The sequence below is a fragment of the Streptomyces sp. TLI_171 genome, from assembly GCF_003610255.1.
Taxonomy (GTDB): domain Bacteria; phylum Actinomycetota; class Actinomycetes; order Streptomycetales; family Streptomycetaceae; genus Kitasatospora.
Genome location: NZ_RAPS01000001.1, coordinates 7,337,866 through 7,355,179, shown reverse-complemented (window position 1 = coordinate 7,355,179; position 17,314 = coordinate 7,337,866). Strand labels below are relative to the sequence as shown.

The following is a 17,314-nucleotide window of genomic DNA, read 5'->3' as shown; positions in this document are numbered from 1 at the left end:
CCCGGACCGTTTCGGACGCTCCCTCAGGCATCCCTTCGCGTTCACTACATGAACGAGTGGACGATCTCCCCCACGAGGAGCCGCCTTGATCCGCAATCTCGCCCGCACCGCGGCCGCCGCGGTCGCGCTGCCCGCCACCGTCGCGGCCATGCTGGTGGCCGGCGCCGGCCAGGCCTCCGCCGCGGCCAACCCGGGCCCTGGCTTCCCGGCGCACTACGCCGCGCCGTACCTGGAGACCTGGAACAACCCCTCCACCCTGGCGGACGCCCGCAACAGCGGCGGACTGAAGTACGTGACGCTGGCCTTCGTGATCAGCGACGGCAGCTGCAACGCCACCTTCAACGGCAACACCTCGATCGCGGACGCCGGTTGGACGAGTGCGATCAACGCGCACCGGTCGGCCGGCGGCGACGTGATCGCCAGCTTCGGCGGCGCGTCCGGCACCGAGCTGGGCCAGGCCTGCACCAGCGTGTCCACCCTGCAGGCGCAGTACAAGCGGGTGGTCGACACCCTCAACCTGACCCGGATCGACCTGGACATCGAGGGTTCGGCGCTCAACGACACCGCCGCCAACGACCGCCGCAACCAGGCGCTGGCCGCGTTGCAGCAGGCGCAGGCCGCGGCCGGCAAGCGACTGGACGTCAACTACACTCTGCCGGTGAGCCCTTCGGGCCTGGAGTCGAACTCGATCAGCCTGCTGAACAACGCCAAGAGCCGCGGCCTGAACGTCAACGCCGTCAACATCATGACGATGGACTACGGCTCGCCGATGGACATGGGCCAGGCCGCGATCAGCGCCGCCAACGGCCTCCACACCCAGCTCGGCCAGATCTGGACCACCAAGACCTCCGAGCAGCTGTGGGCGATGGAGGGCAACACCCCGATGATCGGGGTCAACGACACCACCTCCGAGGTGTTCAGCACCGCCAACGCGCAGACCCTGGAGACCTTCGCCGCCTCCAAGGGCATCCAGCTGCTGGCGTTCTGGGCGATCGGCCGCGACAAGGCCTGCGCCAGCAACGGGACGCTGTCCGACAGTTGCAGCGGCACCTCGCAGTCCGCGTACCAGTTCTCGAAGACCTTCAACGCGATCACCGGCGGCACCACCACCCCGCCGCCGAGCGGCCGGACCGGGCAGATCACCGGCTACGGCGGCAAGTGCGTGGACGTCGCGGCCGCCAGCTCGGCCAACGGCACCGCGATCCAGCTCTACGACTGCAACGGCACCACCGCCCAGTCCTGGACGGTCGGCACCGACGGCACGATCCGCGCGCTCGGCAAGTGCCTGGACGTGACCGCCGCCGGCACCGCCAACGGCACCCAGATCCAGCTGTACGACTGCAACGGCACGGGCGCCCAGCAGTGGCAGGCCCGAGCGGACAAGACGCTGCTGAACCCGGTCTCCGGGCGCTGCCTGGACGCCACCGGGCCGTCCTCGGCGAACGGCACCCGGCTGCAGATCTGGGACTGCTTCGCCGGCGCCAACCAGCAGTGGAACCTGCCCGCCTGATGTCCCGTCGCCCGATCACCCGTCTGCCGATCACAGGAGCAACTCCCGTGCGCAGTAAGACTGTTCTTCCGCTGGCGGCGACCGCGGGCCTGTTGGCCTCGTCCGCGGTGCTGCTCGCCCCCGCCCCCGCCGCGCTGGCCGCCGTCCCGTCCGGGGCGACCACCCTGGTGGCGCAGAACTCCGGCAAGTGCGTGGACGCCGCGGCGGCCTCGACCGCCGACGGCACCGCCGTGCAGCAGTACGCGTGCAACGGCACCGGGGCCCAGCAGTGGCAGGTCCAGGACCTGGGCACCGGGTACGTCCGGATCAACGCCCAGAACGACACCAGCAAGGCGCTGGACGTCACCGACGTGTCCACCGCGGACGCCGCCAAGATCCAGCTGTGGACGTACGGCGGCGGCCTCAACCAGCAGTGGCAGGCGGTCGCCGAGGCGAGCGGCGCCTACCACTTCGTCAACCGCAACAGCGGCAAGTGCCTGGACGTGCCGAGCGCCTCCACGGCGGACGCGGTGCAGCTGCAGCAGTACACCTGCAACGGCACGACCGCGCAGTCCTTCACCTTCGGGAGCACCGTCGTGAACCCGCCCGGCACCCCCGACTTCGGGCCGAACGTAGCGGTCTTCGACCCGTCGATGCCCGCCGCGACCGTCCAGGCGAAGCTCAACTCGGTCTTCTCCCAGCAGGAGTCGAACCAGTTCGGCGCCCAGCGCCAGGCCCTGCTGTTCAAGCCGGGCAGCTACAGCGTGGACGCCAACGTCGGCTTCTACACCCAGGTCGCGGGCCTCGGCCTGTCCCCCGACGACGTCACCATCAACGGTGCGGTGCACGCCGAGGCGGACTGGTTCCAGGGCAACGCCACCCAGAACTTCTGGCGCTCCGCCGAGAACCTGTCCGTCAACCCGGCCTCCGGCACCGACCGTTGGGCGGTCTCGCAGGCCGCGCCGTACCGGCGGATGCACGTCCGCGGCAACCTGCAGCTGGACGACGGCGGCTGGTCCTCGGGCGGCTTCATCGCCGACTCGAAGATCGACGGCCAGGTCCGCTCCGGCTCGCAGCAGCAGTGGCTGTCGCGCAACGCGCAGTGGGGCAGCTGGACCGGCTCCAACTGGAACATGGTGTTCGTCGGCGACGTCAACGCGCCCGCCAACTCCTTCCCCAGCCCGCCCTACACCACGGTGAACCAGACCCCGGTGGTGCGCGAGAAGCCGTTCCTCTACGTGGACTCCACGGGCGCCTACAAGGTGTTCGTCCCCGCGCTGCGCTCCAACACCTCCGGCACCAGCTGGGCCGGCGGCGCGCAGCAGGGCAGCTCGCTGCCGATCGACCAGTTCTTCATCGTCAAGCCCGGCGCGACCGCCGCCGACATCAACTCGGCGCTGGCGCAGGGCAAGAACCTGCTGTTCACGCCGGGCGTGTACCACCTGAACCAGACCCTGAACGTCAACCGGGCGGACACCGTGGTGCTCGGCCTGGGTCTGGCGACGCTCGTCCCCGACAACGGCATCACGGCCGTGAACGTCGCGGACGTGGACGGCGTGAAGCTGGCCGGGCTGCTGATCGACGCGGGCACCGTCAACTCCCCCGTGCTGATGCAGGTCGGCGCGGCCGGCTCGACGGCCGACCACTCGGCCGACCCGACCTCGCTGCACGACGTGTTCTTCCGGATCGGCGGCGCCGGCGTCGGCAGGGCCACCCAGTCACTGGTGGTCAACTCCAACAACGTGATCGGCGACCACATGTGGCTGTGGCGCGCCGACCACGGCAGCGGGGTGGGCTGGACCAGCAACACCGCCGCCAACGGCCTGATCGTGAACGGCAACAACGTCACCATGTACGGCCTGTTCGTCGAGCACTACCAGCAGACCCAGGTGATCTGGAACGGCAACGGCGGCCGCACGTACTTCTTCCAGAACGAGCTGCCGTACGACCCGCCGAACCAGGCGGCCTGGATGAACGGCTCGACCCGCGGCTACCCGGCCTACCAGGTGGCCTCCGGCGTCACCTCGCACGAGGCCTGGGGCCTGGGCTCCTACGCCTACTTCAACGTCAACCCGGCCGTGGTCGAGGAGCACTCCTTCGAGGTCCCGAACCGCACCGGCGTCCGGTTCCACGACATGGTGACGGTCTCGCTCGGCGGCACCGGCACCATCAACCACGTCATCAACTCCACCGGCGGCCCCTCCAACTCGGCCACCAACGTGGCCAACCTGGTCGCCTACCCGTAAGCCCGGCCCCCACCGGAAACCGGCCGCCCCCTCCGCACCGGAGGGGGCGGCCGTGCCGTTTCGACCGCAGAGGTAATTCCGCACGGCCCCGGCGGGGGGTCGGCTATATTCCAATCCCCTTTTGTGATCATGTGGAGATTCCCGACCGTGCGCAGCACCTCCCCCCGCTCCCTCGGCGCCGGCCTGGCCGCCGCCGCACTCCTGCTGACCGCCGCCTGCTCCTCCGGCGGCGGGAGCTCACCGGCCGGGGCGGCGAGCCCCGCGCCGGCGACCCCCGCCGTCATCGCGAGCCCGATCTCCGCCCCGTCCCCGACCGCCGCTTCGCCGACCGCGTCGCCCACCCCGACCCGGCCCGCGGTGCGGTTCCCCGCCGGGTACGATGCCGGCCGCAAGGAGTGGCAGGAGATCGCCGCAGCGCTCGCCTCGGCATCCGCGGACGGCAAACCGGTCCTGGTCGACTTCGGTGCCGCCTGGTGTCCCAGCTGCCGCGAACTCGACCAGGTACTCCAGACCTCCCGGGTCAAGCCCCTCGTCGCAGGGACGCACTACCTCAAGGTCGACACCGGCCCGCGCAGCGCCTGGGTCAACCTGGACGTGGCGGCGGCCTACGGCCTCGACCTCAACGTGACGGGCATACCGGGCCTGGTCGTGCTCGCCCCGGACGGCACCGTGCGGGCCACCACCAATGACGGGCTGTTCGTCAACGACGACCCGATCACCTCGACCCAGATCGTCGGCTTCCTGAAGCCCCACCTGTGAGGACGGCGGTGCGGCTGTCGGCGGTCGCCCTGCTGCTCCCGGCGGTCGGTCTGACGGCCGGTGACCTCCCGGCCGGGACGGCCGCGGACCGGACCACCGCCGTCCGGGCCCGCAGCGGCGTCGAGGTGACGGTGGTCGTCTCCGGCGGCCGGGTTGCGGTCCGGTTCCGGCCGGAGCGGGCCGGTTTCCACCTGTACAGCAAGGACCTGCCCGCGGGCGGGGCGGACGGCCTCGGCACGGCGACCCGGATGTCCGTCCGGGGCGGCCTGCGCGCGACCGGACCGGCCGACGCGGACCGTCCCGTCGAGACGCTGGTCCCGGCCGGACTGGAGACGGTGCTGCCGGTCTACCCGGACGGGCCGGTGACGCTCACCCTCCCCGTCGAGCGTACCGGGGGCACGGACGCCGAGGTGGTGGTGGACTACGCCGCCTGCAGCCGCGGCACCTGCCTGTTCCCGGTCCAGGCCCTGGTGATCCCGGTCCACCTGCCCTGACGGTTCGTCACCCGGCCGCGACCGGAACGGTGGCGCGTACCCGTGCGGACCACGGCCGGCGCACCGCCAACCGTTGGCGAGGAGGCTTCAGTCGAGGCAGAACTCGTTGCCCTCGATGTCCTGCATCACCTGGCAGGACTCGTTCTCCTCGTCGGCGAGCAGCAGTTGCCCGCGGGTGGCGCCGAGCTTCTCCAGCCGGGCGGCCTCGGCCTCCAGGCCCGCGAGGCGTTCCGCGCCGACCAGGCCGGTGACGACCCGGACGTCCACGTGGACGCGGTTCTTGACCACCTTGCCCTCAGGGACGCGCTGGAAGTACATCCGCGGGCCCTCGCCGGTCGGGTCGGCGGCGACGGCCCAGGCGCCCTGCTTCTCGCGCGGCAGATCGGCCTCGGCCTCTTCCCAACTGGCGAAGCCCTCGGGGGGCTCGGGCATGACGTAGCCCAGCACCTCGCACCAGAAGGCCGCGACACGGCGCGGTTCCGCACAGTCAAAGGTGATCTGAACCTTCTTGATCGTTGGCATCCCGTCACGATAGCGCCAGGCCGCGGCTGAAGTCCCACAATATTGACAGGGCCATGCGCTGACGGGAGCTCAGGCGCGGCGGGCGGCCCAGACCTGGCGTTCGGTGCGGACGACGAGGTCGCCGCGGCGGGCGATGCTGTCCGGTCCGTCCGCGTCCAGCAGGCGGTCCAGCGCGGCCAGGTCCGCGGCGTCCAGCGTCTCGGCGACGGCACCTCGGAGCCGGCCCAGGGTGGCCAGCGCGTAGCGGCCGACGGTCTCCCGGCCCGCGCCGTCCAGGTCGACGGTGACCGTGCGTGCCCCGGCGAGGGCGAACCCGGCGGCAGTCAGCACCGGCCCCCAGTCCGCGCCGCGGTGCGGGACGTGTTCGGCGTGCAGGCGGTCGGTCGCCGCGTGGCAGCGGGCCTCCAGGCCGGGGCGGTCCGCAGGGGCGTCGTCCGGCAGGAAGCGCGGGAAGCCGGACAGCTCGACCAGGGCGAACAGGCCGCCGGGGGCGAGCAGTTCACGGACCTGTCGGAGCGCGCGGTCGGGATCGGCCAGGTGGTGCACCGAGGCGGAGGCCCACACCAGGTCGGGCGCGCCGAGGTCTGGCCAGCCGTCCGCGTCCAGGTCGGCCTGCACGGTGCGCACCCGGTTGTCCACGCCCAGCGCGCACGCCTTCTCCCGCAGGCGCAGCAGGTGGCCGGGCGAGGCGTCGACGGCGAGCACGCTCGCCTCGGGGAAGCGGTCGAGCAGGGCGAAGGTGCCGGCGCCGGTGCCGCTGCCGAGGTCGACGATCTGCTGCGGGGCGGCGGCCAGCGGCAGCCAGGCGGTGATCGCCGCGGTGTGCTCGGCCAGCACCTCGGCGTCCAGGTCGAGGATCTCGGCCTGCCCGGCGTCGTCCTCCCCGGGCCGGTGGCTGTGGGCGGGCCGGTTCCCGTGCTGGTGCTGGTGGGCGTGGCCGTGCTGCGGGTGCTCGTGGGTCATGTCGTCACCGTAGTGAGCGCATGCGCCTGCGGCAGGAACCCTCCCGGAATGCGCAAGGAAGGTGCGTCCGGTGCTGCGGGAGGCGCAAGCCGGGAGCGGCTCAGCCCTGACCGGGCCGGCCGGCCTGGTGGCCGCGGCGGGCGTCGCGGTCGAAGATGCCGAGGATCTCGCACGGGCCGCCCTCCGCGCCGATGGCGTGCGGCATCATCGTCGGGAACTCGGCGGCCTGGTGGGTGGCGATCCGGATCCGGCGGTGGCCGAGCATCAGGATCGCGGTGCCCGAGAGCACCACCAGCCACTCCCGCCCGGGGTGGGCGCGCATCTTGGCCGGGTTCTCCGGCGGTGGCTCGGTCATCCGCTGCCGCATCACGCTGATGCCCGGGTCGCCCTTGACCGGCCAGCGCATGATGCCGTGCGCGGCGTCGATCCTCGGACTCACCACCACGTCCTCGGTCTCGGTCTCCACCAGCTGGTCCAGGGTGGTGTCCAACGCCCGGGCCAGCGTCACGAGTTGGTCCAGGGCCAGACGACGCTGCCCGTTCTCGATCCGGCTCAGCGAGGACTGGCTCAGGTTGGCCCGCCCGGCCAGTTCCTCCAGCGACCAGCCCTGCGCGACCCGCAGTGCGCGGATCCGCTTGCGCACGAGGCTGTCCAGCTCACCCGTTTCATGCGTCATGGGCAAGATTGTATGCCGTAGGCGCATCAGAGGCGGAACCTCGGCAACCTCGCCGTGGTGGTGTCCCGTGAAGTGGTGCGGCTCGGCGGGGTAGATCGTCTCCATGCCGGTCTCCGCCAGGTGGCGGCAGACTGCCGACGATGACCTGCCCGTTCGAGGCCCTCGGTTTCGAACGCGTCGTCCGCCGCATCGATGGTGCGCTACAGGGGCACTGCTCGACCCGGACGGACCCCGCCTTGATCTGAGGCCCCCGCGCCTCCGGGCGACCACGAGGGGACGCCGGGAAGCCGCGGGGGCTCTCGGTACGAGGGGCGCGCGGGGGTAGGGGGTGCTACCAGGCGACCGGGCCGAGGCGGTCGGTGAAGGTGCCGGTGGGGCCGTCCGGGCCGATGGTGGCGAGCCGGACGATCGAGTCGGTGCCCTCGGTGACGGTGAGGGTGCCGGTGTTGTTGTTCATGTCGGTGGCGGCGAAGGCGCGGTTGGCGACCTCGCCGGGGGTGACGGCGTTGAACTTGATCTCCGGCAGCGCCTGCGCGTAGCGGACGGTGAGCATGTTGAGCGCCGCCTTGGAGGTGGTGTAGGCGAGTTCATGCATCCGGGAGACGGGCTGCGCCGGGTCGGTGACGACGGCGAACGAGCCGGCCGCGCTGGAGACCATCACCACCCGGGGGTTGTCGGCCGCCCGCAGCAGCGGCAGGAACGCGTGGGTGACCCGGATCGTCCCGTACACGTTGGTGTCGAAGGCGCTGTGGACCTCCTCGGCCGTGGCGTCCGCGGGCGGCACGATCCGGCCGGGGTCGCCGGCGTTGTTGACCAGGACGTCGAGCCGGTCGGTGTGCTCCTCGACGAGTCGGAGCGCCCCGGCGACCGACTCCTCCGAGGTGACGTCCAGCGGGACCAGGATCGCGTCCACGCCCTCGGCGGCCAGCTTCTCCACGGCGGCCCGCCCGCGTTCCCGGTCGCGCGAGCCGAGGAAGACGGTCCAGCCCAACCCGCCGAGCCGGCGGGCGGTTTCGTAGCCGAGTCCCTTGTTGGCTCCGGTGACCAGTACCGAGGTCCGTCGCATCTCCGTTGTCCTTTCACGTGGTGACGCGTTTAGCATCTCGGCGGGTCGGCAAGTGGATCAATGGGCAGTCCGCCGACCTGTCGATAACACGGGGGTTATGGATGGAGCTGCGCGACATCGAGATCTTCCTGACCCTGGCCGAGGAATTGCACTTCGGCCGGACGGCCGAGCGGCTGCACGTCTCGCAGGCCCGGGTCAGCCAATCGATCCGCAGTCAGGAACGCAGGCTCGGCGTGACACTGTTCGACCGCACCAGCCGGCGGGTGGCGCTCACTCCGGTCGGGAGACGGCTGCGCGAGGACCTGCAGCAGGCAGTCGACCTGCTGCACGCCGGGCTGGCCCGCGCCCGAGCCGCCGGTCCGGGCCCGGAACGGACCTTGCGGGTGGGCGTGTTCGGCCACGCCGGATACGAACTGCGGCCGCTGGTCGAGGCGTTCCGGGCCGCTCACCCCGGCGGCGACATCGAGTTCGCCGAGGTCAACGGCTGCGACCCGTTCACCGCCCTGCGCAGCGGGGACCACGACGCCAACGTGCTGTGGCTGCCGGTCGCCGAACCCGACCTCACCGTCGGCCCCACCGTCCTGATCACCGGACGGGTCCTGGCGGTCGCCGCCGACCACCCGCTCGCCGAGCGCGGCAGCGCCACGCTGGAGGACCTGGCGGACAACCACGTCGCGGACTTCGGCCCCGATGCCCCCGACTACTGGGTCGACGCCCTGGTGCCGCTGCGCACTCCGCTCGGCCGACGGGTGCCGCGCGGGCCGAGCGCGCGGACCCTGCACGAGATCCTCTCGCTGACCGCCGCCGGGCGCTGCGTCCACCCGCTGGGCGAGATCGCCGCCCGCTACAACCGGCCACCGGGGATCGTCTTCCTCCCCGTCCACGACGCCCCGCCCCTGCGCTTCGCCCTCACCTGGCGCTCCGCCACCGACGACCCCGCCCTGCACGCCCTCGCCCGCACCGCCGCCGAACTCGGCCCCCTCACTCTGGCACCGCCCCGGACCGGAACCACGCCCTCCGGAGCCGGCCGCGCCCCCGGTGCCTGACTCCGCACGGTGGCGGTCGCCTTCGTCGGCTGGGAGGCGCGGCGCGGGGACGGGCGCTGCTGGACGAGCGGCTGGCCCGGGATTCGACAGCCTGACACCGGCCTGACGGCGAGCGTCCGGCCCGAGACCCTGTCGGCGGTCCGCCTCGGTGTTCGCGGCGGCCCGGCACGACGAAGCCGAGGTGCCTTCGGGAGGCACCCCGGCCGGAAGTCGGCGGCGAGGAGAGCGAACGGGCTGATTTCGTTGGAGGAAAGGAGAAGGAAGCCCGTTCATGGCCTCGCCGGGCCCTCACGTTAGCACTAGGCCGGGATCAGCTCGCGCAGGTTTTCCGGGGTGATCACCTGTGAGTCGGGGTGCAGCCCGTCGGGGCGGTCCAGGCCGAGGAAGCAGACCGGTTCCGCCGGCAGCCGCTCGCCGTCCCAGAGCGTCACGCTCGCACCCTGCCCGGCCATCAGGTCGACCAGGTGGCGGACCGTCAGGTACTGGCGGCCGACGGCGGCCCGCAGCAGGTCGGCGACCGTGGCCCGGTTGTTCTCGACCCGGTTGGCGTCGGGGTTGCCGCGCAGGTGGAGCTGCAGCCACCGGGCGGACCAGACGCCGTCGCCCCACTGCTCGAAGGCCAGGGGCAGCGCGACCCGGCCGGGGCCGCGCAGCGCGGACTTCATCCGCACCGTGCGGGCCTCGAAGGGCAGGCCGAGCTGCTCGGTCTCGCGCAGCATCCAGCCGAACAGCGACTCCTCGACCTGCTCGAAGTTCTCGCCCGCGTAGACGTTGACCTGCGGAACGATGAACGAGCCGGGCACCGCGGACAGCTTCAGATCGATGAACTCCGAGGCACCGTCCGGTGCTTCGGTGATGTCCCCGGAGTGCTCGCCGGCCACCGAGCTGAGCTCGGTGTACGACAGCCAGGTGGGGTCGTCGAAGTCGGCGTTCAGCATCAGCGCGGACAGGTCGAAGTCGGCGCGGGCACCGCGCTGCTTCCAGTACACGAAGAAGCGCAGCAGCTCGCCGCGGACCGGCGTCAGCGAACCGCGCGGCAGCACGCCGAGGCCGGCCGCGGTGGCCTTGCCGCTGAGCGGGAGCGCGACGTCCAGCAGGTCCGGGTCGACCAGCAGGCGGCGCGGGCCCGCGGGGAGGCGACGGGCGGTCTCGGCGTCCAGCACCGCCATCAGGCGCAGGCGTTCGGCGGTCGGCAGCGGCGGGCGGGTGTCGGCGAGGACCTTGGCCCGGGCGTGCCGGTTGACGAACAGCCGCTGGGCTTCGCCGCCCGGGTAGCGGTTCTGCAGGTGTTCGCGGAGCGAGAGCAGTAGCCGCCCGGACGCCTCGGGGGCGGCGCGTTCGACCGCGGCGACCACGGCCGCCCGCTCCTCCTCGGTGCGGCAGCCGCGCAGCAGGCGGTCCAGCGCGCGCAGCAGCCTGCCCGGCGTCGCGGCCAGCAGCTCGGTGGCGGCCAGCACGTCCCCGGCGGCCAGCAGTTCCTCCACCCGGCTCTCCGCGGTGCGGACCGTCAGTTCGCCACGGGCCGCCGCGAACACCGAGGCGGCGTGCGGCCACTGCGGGTACTCGTGCGGATGCAGGCGCTCGCCCAGCCGCTTGAACGCCTCCCGGCGGGTCAGCACGTCGGCGAGCTTGCCGGGGCGGTCGGAGACCAGCGCGTCCAGCCCGGCGAGCAGGGCGCGGCGGGCCGGCCGGGACATCGTCCGGAAGCGGGTCGGCGTGGCGAGGGTGACGTCGCCGCCGGAGAGCGCGCAGGCCAGCCGGAGCACGTCGGTGACGGTGTCCAGCAGCAGGCCCGAACCGGCCTTCAGCCGCGCCAGGTTGACCACGGCACGGTTCTCCCGGACCGGGATCGCCGCGGGCTGCGGGCCCTCGGCGCACGGCCCGGCGAGCACCGCGAGGTCGCGCAGCGCCTCCTCGCCGAGCGGCGTGCTGCTGCCCGCCAGCGCGAGGTACAGCGCGGTGACCTCCTGCTCGGGCTCGCCGCCCAGGTGCAGCACCGTCACCCGGTCGCCCGCGCCCGCGATGAACTCCTGGTGCGCGGCCGTCAGTTGCTCGAAGCTGTGCTGGTAGCGGCCGTAGCGGGGCAGCTGCAGCAGGTCGACGGCTCCGTTCCACAGCCGGATCAGGGTCGCCTCGCGGCGCGGCTTGTCGGCGAGCGCCTCGGCCAGGCAGTCGAGCCAGAACTCCACGGTGTCGGGCACGTTGCGCGGGAAGTCCACGAAGTAGCTGTTGTGCCGGACGTGGTCGCCGACCAACTCCCGCACGGTGGCCAGGGTTTCGCCGGCCAGCTCGCGCACCTGCGGCTCCGGGCAGCACGACAGCCGCGCCAGCAGGTCGCTCGACAGCTTGAACCCCACCGACATCAGCGCGACGTCGAACTGCCGGGCCGCCGCCGCCCCTTCGCCACGCGGACCGGCGGGGACGGGAAGACGGTGGGTGTGGCGTACCACCAGCGGAATCAGGGACTGCACCATGCGGGCATGCTCGCAGAGCCCGCCGCCCCGCCGCACCCGGATTCCCGCTCAGTGGTCGTAGACCGTGACCGGGATGCCCTTGGCGGTCAGGCGGGCGGTGATCAGCGGTTCGACCCGCTCCCAGCGGCCGCCGGCCAGGCCGCAGCCGATCAGGGGCATGTGGACCGAGGCGCCGAGGCGGCGGGCTTCGGCGGCCAGGGTGGCGAGGGCGGTGTCGATCGCCTCGTAGCGGACGGGGGCGCCGGTGGAGCGGCCCGTGCGGATGCCGCGCTGGCCGACCAGGTTGGCGACCCACAGGTACGGGGAGACCTGGACGAGTTGGACGGCGCCGAGGCCGAAGTCGTTGCCGGCCCGTTCGCGGTGCCAGCGGCGGTACGCCGCCTCGGGTTCGGGCCAGCGGCGGGACAGGGCGAGGACGAAGCCCTTGCCCCAGCCGCCGAGGTCGTTGCAGACGTGCGCGATGATGCGGACGCCCTTGCCCTGCGGGGCGGTGGCGTCCCCGTGCACGTACTCGATCGACTCGGCCATGTCCGGCATCGTCGCAGGCGGCGCCGACAGCGGACCACCTCGTCCCTGCTCGACGCCCGCACGTCCGGCCGGTCCTACTCGTGCTGCCGACCGGACGGGTCGACGGTCCGCCGGGCCGGGTCGCCGATCGGGAGCGGGGTGTCGCCGTCCCGGTCACACGCCGGTGCGCCGGCGGTCGTTCAGGCGGTCGAGCGAGTCGACGTACTTGAGCATCAGGCGGGCGAACTCCAGCCGGTCGTCCTCGGCCCAGTCCGCGGTGATGTACTCGAACGCGGAGCGCTGGTGGCGGCGGAACCGGGCCATCAGTTCGGTGCCCGCGGGGCTGAGGCGGAGCACGGTGCGGCGGCCGTCCTGCTGGGAGGCGGCGCGCAGCAGGTAGCCGGCGTTGATGTTGTCGGTGACCATCCGGCTGGCCACCGAGGGGTCGACGGCGAGGAGTTCGGCGATCGCGCCGACGGTGACCTCCTTGGCCGAGTCCCGGGTGTGCTCCAGGACGAGGTTGAGCACCAGGGTGCGGCTGAGGTCCTTGGCGGAGATCGGGTGCTCGACCTCCAGCAGCGAGGTGCGGCGCAGCTTGCCGAAGGCCGGGCCGACCGCGTCGAGCAGTTCGTTCGCCGTCGGGCCGGGCGCGGCCTGCGACGGGCGGGCGTCGTGCGGCCAGTCCTTCTTCGTCATGCGCCCCATGGTAGTTGCCCGCGGCGGATGCGTGCGGCGGCGCAAAAAGATGTTGCCGAGCAATTACATGCATGACAGCATGCATGTGTCGTCGCCGCTCGGCAGCCTGCCCGCGGCCTGTCCGCTCTCTTTCATCGGGGGTTCCCATGACCGTTCTCGTCACCGGCGCTCGCGGCCGGGTCGGCCGCGCCGTCCTCGACCGCCTGCACGCTGCCGGCCTGCCCGTTCGCGCGGGGAGCGCCGAGCCCGGCGAGCTGTCCGTCCCGGCCGGCGTGGAGCCGGTCGAGCTGGTGCTCGGCCGGCCCGAGACCTTCGCGGCGGCGCTCCGGGGCGTCCGCCAGGTCTTCCTGTATCCGGAGCCCGCGGGCGTCGACGCCTTCGTCGCGGCGGCCCGCACCGCGGGGGTGGAGCAGGTGGTGCTGCTCTCCTCCAGTTCGGTGCTGTCGTCCGGCGCCGCCGAGGATCCGCTCGGGGCGCACAACCTGGCGGTGGAGCGGGCCCTGCTCGCCTCCGGCCTGCCGTGCACGCTGCTGCGCGCCGATTCCTTCGCCAGCAACGCGCTCGGCTGGGCCGGGCAGATCCGCCACGGCCTGCCCGTCGAACTCGCCTATCCGGAGGCACAGTTGGCGGTCGTCCATCCGGACGACGTGGCGGATGTCGCCTTCGCGGCGCTCACCGGTCCGGAGCTGCGGGGCCGCGCCGTCACCGTCACCGGCGGCGAGTCGCTGACGCTGCGCGCGCAGCTCGGCGTGCTGGCGGAGGTGCTGGGTCGGGAGGTCCGGGTGGAGACGATCGGCCGGGCCGAGGCGGCGGAGCAGTTGGGCCGCTTCATGCCCGCCGACTTCGTCGAGTCGCTGCTCTCCTACTGGGCCTCCGCCAGCGCCGGCCCGGCCGCCGTCGGCGACACCACCCGCACCCTGCTCGGCCGCCCCGAGCGGACCTTCCGCCAGTGGGCGACCGAGCACGCGGAGGCGTTCACGGTGAACTGACCGGCAGCCGGCGCCGGCAGGCTCAGCTCAGCGCCGGGATCACCTCGGCCCCGTAGGTGTCGATCGTCGCCTCCCGCGCGTCGTGCATCGCGTACACCGCGAACTGGTCCACCCCGAGCTCCTGGAGCGCGCGCAGCTTCGCCACGTGCGCCGAGGCCGGGCCGAGCAGGCAGAACCGGTCCACGATGCCGTCGGGCACGAAGTCGGTGGACGGGTTCCCGGCCCGGCCGTGGTGGCTGTAGTCGTAGCCGTGGCGGTCCTTGATGTAGGCGGTGAGCTCCTCGGGGACGAGTTCGGAGTGCTCGCCGTACTTGGCGACCAGGTCGGCGACGTGGTTTCCGACCATGCCGCCGAACCAGCGGCACTGTTCCCGGGCGTGGGCGAGGTCCTCGCCGACGTAGGCGGGCGCGGCGACGCAGACGGTGATGGCCGCGGGGTCGCGGCCGGCCTCCTCGGCGGCCCGGCGCACCGCTTTGACCATCCACTCGGTGAGGAAGGGGTCGGCCAGTTGCAGGATGAACCCGTCGGCCTTCTGCCCGGCGAGCGCCAGGGCCTTGGGTCCGTAGGCGGCCATCCAGACGGGCAGCCGCCCGTCCTCGATCCACGGGATCCGGATCGGGTTGCCGTCCACCTCCGCTTCCCGGCCCTCGGCGAGGTCGCGGATGACGTCGATGGCCTCGCCGAGCCGCGCCAGGGTGTTGGGCCGCCGGCCGGCCACCCGCATCGCGGAGTCGCCGCGGCCGATGCCGCACACGGTCCGGTTGCCGAACATGTCGTTGAGGGTGGCGAAGGTGGAGGCGGTGACCTCCCAGGCGCGGGTGCCGGGGTTGGTGACCATCGTGCCGACGTGCAGGCGCTCGGTCTGCGCCAGGATCTGACTGTAGATCACAAAGGGTTCCTGCCAGAGCACGGCGGAATCGAAGGTCCAGCCGTAGCGGAATCCGCGCTGTTCGGCGCGGCGCATCAGCTCGACGACCTTCGAGGCCGGCGGGTCGGTCTGCAGGACGAGTCCGAAATCCACAGCGAAGCTCTCCGGTTCGGGATGGGCGGGCAGTCAGAGGTACTGGCAGGAGGAGCGGGGCAGGAAGGTGCCGTGCCCGGGCCGGCCGAGGTAGTCGCCGCGGTCGAGGACGACCTCGCCGCGGGAGAGCACGGTCTCGACCCGGCCGGTGACGGCCTTGCCCTCGTACGCCGAGTAGTCGACGTTCATGTGGTGGGTGGCGGCCGCCAGGATCTGGGTGGCCTCCGGGTCGTAGATCACCACGTCGGCGTCCGAGCCCGGCGCCAGGGTGCCCTTTCGCGGGTAGAGGCCGAACATCCGGGCGGGCGCGGCGCACGCGAGCTCGATCCACCGACGGCGCGTCAGGTGGCCCTCCACCACGGCCTGGTGGAGCAGGTCCATCCGGTGCTCCACGCCCGGCAGGCCGTTGGGGATCTTCGAGAAGTCGCCGCGGCCGAGTTCCTTCTGCCCCTTGAAGCAGAACGGGCAGTGGTCGGTGGAGACCACCTGCAGGTCGTCGGTGCGCAGCCCGCGCCAGAGCGCCGCCTGGTGTTCCTCGGGCCGCAGCGGCGTCGAGCAGACGTACTTGGCGCCTTCGAAGCCGGGCTCGGCCAGGTTGTCGGTCGACAGGAACAGGTACTGCGGGCAGGTCTCGCCGAACACCGGCAGTCCCTGGTCGCGGGCGGCGGCGAGTTCGGCCAGCGCCTCGCGGGCGGAGACGTGCACCACGTACAGCGGGCAGTCGGCGACCCGGGCGAGCTGGACGGCCCGGTGGGTGGCCTCGGCCTCCAGCAGCGCCTTGCGGACCTCGCCGTGGTACCGGGGGTCGGTCTCGCCGCGGGCCAGCGCCTGTTCGACCAGCACGTCGATGGCGGGGCCGTTCTCGGCGTGCATCATGATCAGCCCGCCGGTCTCGCCGGCCTGCTGCATGGCGCGCAGGATCTGGCCGTCGTCGGAGTAGAAGACGCCCGGGTAGGCCATGAACAGCTTGAACGAGGTGATGCCTTCACCGATCAGCCCGGGCAGCTCGCGCAGCGAGGACTGGTTGACGTCCGACATGATCATGTGGAAGCCGTAGTCGATCGCGCAGTTGCCGTCGGCCTTGGCGTGCCAGGCGTCGAGTCCGGCGCGCAGCGAGGAGCCCTTGGTCTGGACGGCGAAGTCGACGATGGTGGTGGTGCCGCCCCAGGCGGCGGCGCGGGTGCCGGTCTCGAAGGTGTCGGAGGCGAAGGTGCCGCCGAACGGCAGCTCCATGTGGGTGTGGGCGTCCACGCCGCCGGGGATGACGTACTTCCCGGTGGCGTCGAACACCCGGTCCGCGTTCCAGTGCTGGCTGCCCGGCAGGGCGAGCGCGACGATCCGGCCGTCCTCGATCAGCAGGTCGGCGCGGGTCTCGTCGGCGGCGGTGATGACGAGCCCGCCGGTGATCAGGGTCCGGGTCACGGCTCAGCCCTCGGTGAGCGGGCCGTAGGCGTCGGGTCGGCGGTCCCGGTAGAACGCCCACTGCCGGCGGACTTGGTCGATCACGTCGAGGTCGAGGTCGCGGACCACGAGTTCCTCGCGCTTGTCGGAGGCGACCTCACCGACGAACTGGCCGCGCGGGTCGACGAAGTAGCTGGTGCCGTAGAAGTCGTCGTCGCCGTACTCCTCGACGCCGACCCGGTTGATCGCGGCGACGAAGTACTCGTTGGCGACGGCCGCCGCGGGCTGTTCCAGCTGCCACAGGTAGGCCGACAGGCCGCGACTGGTGGCCGACGGGTTGTACACGATCTCCGCGCCGGCCAGGCCGAGCGCGCGCCAGCCCTCGGGGAAGTGCCGGTCGTAGCAGATGTACACGCCGACCTTTCCGACCGCGGTGTCGAAGACCGGCCAGCCGAGGTTTCCGGGCTTGAAGTAGTACTTCTCCCAGAATCCGTGCACCTGCGGGATGTGGTGCTTGCGGTACTTGCCGAGATAGCTGCCGTCGGCGTCGATCACGGCGGCGGTGTTGTAGTAGAAACCGGCTTTCTCGATCTCGTACACGGGCGCGACGATCACGATGCCGAGTTCCCGGGCGAGGGCGCGCATCCGCTGCACGGTGGGCCCGTCGGGGACGGGCTCGGCCCAGCCGTAGTGCTCCGGCTCCTGCACCTGGCAGAAGTACGGAGCGTTGAACACCTCCTGGAATCCGATGATCTTCGCGCCCTGCGCGGCGGCGTCCCGGGCGGCCTTCTCGTGGGCGGCCAGCATGGTTTCCTTGTCGCCCGTCCACGCGGTCTGGAACAGGGCAGCCCTGACGACACGACTCATGGCCGTACTCCTCGGCTCGAAGGCACTCTCGCAGGTGACAGCGGATGGCGCTGTAGACCGTTGAGACTAGGAGCTGTGCAGCGAATGGGTGTGTGCCA

General features: G+C 72.2%; 16 protein-coding genes. 6 read left to right on the top strand and 10 right to left on the bottom strand.

Annotated elements, in window-relative coordinates:
- Positions 1 to 85: 85 nt before the first annotated feature.
- The 4 genes from BX266_RS32765 to BX266_RS32750 all read left to right on the top strand — a co-directional run bounded on the left by BX266_RS32765 (position 86) and on the right by BX266_RS32750 (position 4,988).
- A complete protein-coding gene (locus tag BX266_RS32765) occupies positions 86 to 1,510 on the top strand; it encodes a chitinase (RefSeq protein WP_099905850.1) in 1,425 nt (474 codons plus the stop codon).
- The gene (locus BX266_RS32760) at positions 1,510 to 3,735 is read left to right on the top strand and encodes an RICIN domain-containing protein (RefSeq protein WP_259464965.1); all 2,226 of its coding nucleotides are present in this window, start codon (positions 1,510 to 1,512) and stop codon (positions 3,733 to 3,735) included. The genes BX266_RS32765 and BX266_RS32760 overlap by 1 nt, the downstream gene beginning before the upstream one ends.
- Positions 3,736 to 3,882: 147 nt before the next feature.
- Positions 3,883 to 4,494: a thioredoxin domain-containing protein gene (locus tag BX266_RS32755; RefSeq protein WP_180290703.1), complete on the top strand. Its 612-nt coding sequence runs from the start codon at positions 3,883 to 3,885 to the stop codon at positions 4,492 to 4,494.
- 8 nt (positions 4,495 to 4,502) lie between these two features.
- On the top strand, positions 4,503 to 4,988 hold the full coding sequence (locus BX266_RS32750; protein ID WP_099905844.1) for a hypothetical protein: 486 nt from the start codon (positions 4,503 to 4,505) through the stop codon (positions 4,986 to 4,988).
- A gap of 87 nt (positions 4,989 to 5,075) precedes the next feature.
- On the opposite strand, the gene BX266_RS32745 is transcribed toward BX266_RS32750, so the two are convergent.
- The 4 genes from BX266_RS32745 to BX266_RS32730 form a co-directional block, all read right to left on the bottom strand.
- Positions 5,076 to 5,510, bottom strand: coding sequence for a VOC family protein (locus BX266_RS32745; RefSeq protein ID WP_099905842.1), 435 nt, complete (start codon positions 5,508 to 5,510; stop codon positions 5,076 to 5,078).
- Positions 5,511 to 5,579: 69 nt separating this feature from the next.
- Entirely contained in the window at positions 5,580 to 6,473 is an 894-nt protein-coding gene (locus tag BX266_RS32740) for a trans-aconitate 2-methyltransferase (protein ID WP_099905840.1), read from the bottom strand.
- 100 nt (positions 6,474 to 6,573) lie between these two features.
- Positions 6,574 to 7,149: a helix-turn-helix domain-containing protein gene (locus tag BX266_RS32735; protein ID WP_180290702.1), complete on the bottom strand. Its 576-nt coding sequence runs from the start codon at positions 7,147 to 7,149 to the stop codon at positions 6,574 to 6,576.
- A gap of 331 nt (positions 7,150 to 7,480) precedes the next feature.
- Positions 7,481 to 8,215: an SDR family oxidoreductase gene (locus BX266_RS32730; RefSeq protein ID WP_099905838.1), complete on the bottom strand. Its 735-nt coding sequence runs from the start codon at positions 8,213 to 8,215 to the stop codon at positions 7,481 to 7,483.
- Positions 8,216 to 8,316: 101 nt separating this feature from the next.
- Between BX266_RS32730 and BX266_RS32725 the strand changes: the two genes are divergently transcribed.
- Positions 8,317 to 9,261: a LysR family transcriptional regulator gene (locus tag BX266_RS32725; RefSeq protein WP_099905836.1), complete on the top strand. Its 945-nt coding sequence runs from the start codon at positions 8,317 to 8,319 to the stop codon at positions 9,259 to 9,261.
- Between the two features lie 299 nt (positions 9,262 to 9,560).
- Here BX266_RS32725 and BX266_RS32720 read toward each other — a convergent pair whose 3' ends face one another.
- The 3 genes from BX266_RS32720 to BX266_RS32710 all read right to left on the bottom strand — a co-directional run bounded on the left by BX266_RS32720 (position 9,561) and on the right by BX266_RS32710 (position 12,938).
- A complete protein-coding gene (locus BX266_RS32720) occupies positions 9,561 to 11,735 on the bottom strand; it encodes a TerD family protein (protein WP_099905834.1) in 2,175 nt (724 codons plus the stop codon).
- Positions 11,736 to 11,783: 48 nt separating this feature from the next.
- A complete protein-coding gene (locus BX266_RS32715) occupies positions 11,784 to 12,263 on the bottom strand; it encodes a macro domain-containing protein (RefSeq protein ID WP_099908580.1) in 480 nt (159 codons plus the stop codon).
- Positions 12,264 to 12,416: 153 nt separating this feature from the next.
- Positions 12,417 to 12,938, bottom strand: a complete 522-nt coding sequence (locus BX266_RS32710) for a MarR family winged helix-turn-helix transcriptional regulator (protein ID WP_099905832.1) — start codon at positions 12,936 to 12,938, stop codon at positions 12,417 to 12,419.
- A gap of 146 nt (positions 12,939 to 13,084) precedes the next feature.
- Here BX266_RS32710 and BX266_RS32705 point away from each other — a divergent pair, with 146 nt between their 5' ends.
- Positions 13,085 to 13,927: an NAD(P)H-binding protein gene (locus BX266_RS32705; RefSeq protein WP_099905830.1), complete on the top strand. Its 843-nt coding sequence runs from the start codon at positions 13,085 to 13,087 to the stop codon at positions 13,925 to 13,927.
- Positions 13,928 to 13,949: 22 nt separating this feature from the next.
- Here BX266_RS32705 and BX266_RS32700 read toward each other — a convergent pair whose 3' ends face one another.
- The 3 genes from BX266_RS32700 to BX266_RS32690 are packed head-to-tail and all read right to left on the bottom strand — an operon-like array spanning position 13,950 to position 17,216.
- Positions 13,950 to 14,948, bottom strand: a complete 999-nt coding sequence (locus BX266_RS32700) for a TIGR03842 family LLM class F420-dependent oxidoreductase (RefSeq protein ID WP_099905828.1) — start codon at positions 14,946 to 14,948, stop codon at positions 13,950 to 13,952.
- 33 nt (positions 14,949 to 14,981) lie between these two features.
- Complete coding sequence (gene hydA / locus BX266_RS32695; protein ID WP_099905826.1) at positions 14,982 to 16,370, bottom strand: dihydropyrimidinase; 1,389 nt, start codon at positions 16,368 to 16,370, stop codon at positions 14,982 to 14,984.
- Positions 16,371 to 16,373: 3 nt separating this feature from the next.
- The gene (locus BX266_RS32690; RefSeq protein ID WP_099905824.1) at positions 16,374 to 17,216 is read right to left on the bottom strand and encodes a nitrilase-related carbon-nitrogen hydrolase; all 843 of its coding nucleotides are present in this window, start codon (positions 17,214 to 17,216) and stop codon (positions 16,374 to 16,376) included.
- Positions 17,217 to 17,314: the final 98 nt, after the last annotated feature.

What these genes read in the sequence shown, in the direction of transcription:
- BX266_RS32720 (WP_099905834.1), bottom strand. Translation starts at nt 11,735, where the DNA reads ATGGTGCAGTCCCTGATTCCGCTGGTGGTACGCCACACCCACCGTCTT.
- BX266_RS32715 (WP_099908580.1), bottom strand. Translation starts at nt 12,263, where the DNA reads ATGGCCGAGTCGATCGAGTACGTGCACGGGGACGCCACCGCCCCGCAG.
- BX266_RS32760 (WP_259464965.1), top strand. Translation starts at nt 1,510, where the DNA reads ATGTCCCGTCGCCCGATCACCCGTCTGCCGATCACAGGAGCAACTCCC.
- BX266_RS32710 (WP_099905832.1), bottom strand. Translation starts at nt 12,938, where the DNA reads ATGACGAAGAAGGACTGGCCGCACGACGCCCGCCCGTCGCAGGCCGCG.
- BX266_RS32725 (WP_099905836.1), top strand. Translation starts at nt 8,317, where the DNA reads ATGGAGCTGCGCGACATCGAGATCTTCCTGACCCTGGCCGAGGAATTG.
- BX266_RS32735 (WP_180290702.1), bottom strand. Translation starts at nt 7,149, where the DNA reads ATGACGCATGAAACGGGTGAGCTGGACAGCCTCGTGCGCAAGCGGATC.
- BX266_RS32730 (WP_099905838.1), bottom strand. Translation starts at nt 8,215, where the DNA reads ATGCGACGGACCTCGGTACTGGTCACCGGAGCCAACAAGGGACTCGGC.
- BX266_RS32705 (WP_099905830.1), top strand. Translation starts at nt 13,085, where the DNA reads ATGACCGTTCTCGTCACCGGCGCTCGCGGCCGGGTCGGCCGCGCCGTC.
- BX266_RS32745 (WP_099905842.1), bottom strand. Translation starts at nt 5,510, where the DNA reads ATGCCAACGATCAAGAAGGTTCAGATCACCTTTGACTGTGCGGAACCG.
- BX266_RS32740 (WP_099905840.1), bottom strand. Translation starts at nt 6,473, where the DNA reads ATGACCCACGAGCACCCGCAGCACGGCCACGCCCACCAGCACCAGCAC.
- BX266_RS32690 (WP_099905824.1), bottom strand. Translation starts at nt 17,216, where the DNA reads ATGAGTCGTGTCGTCAGGGCTGCCCTGTTCCAGACCGCGTGGACGGGC.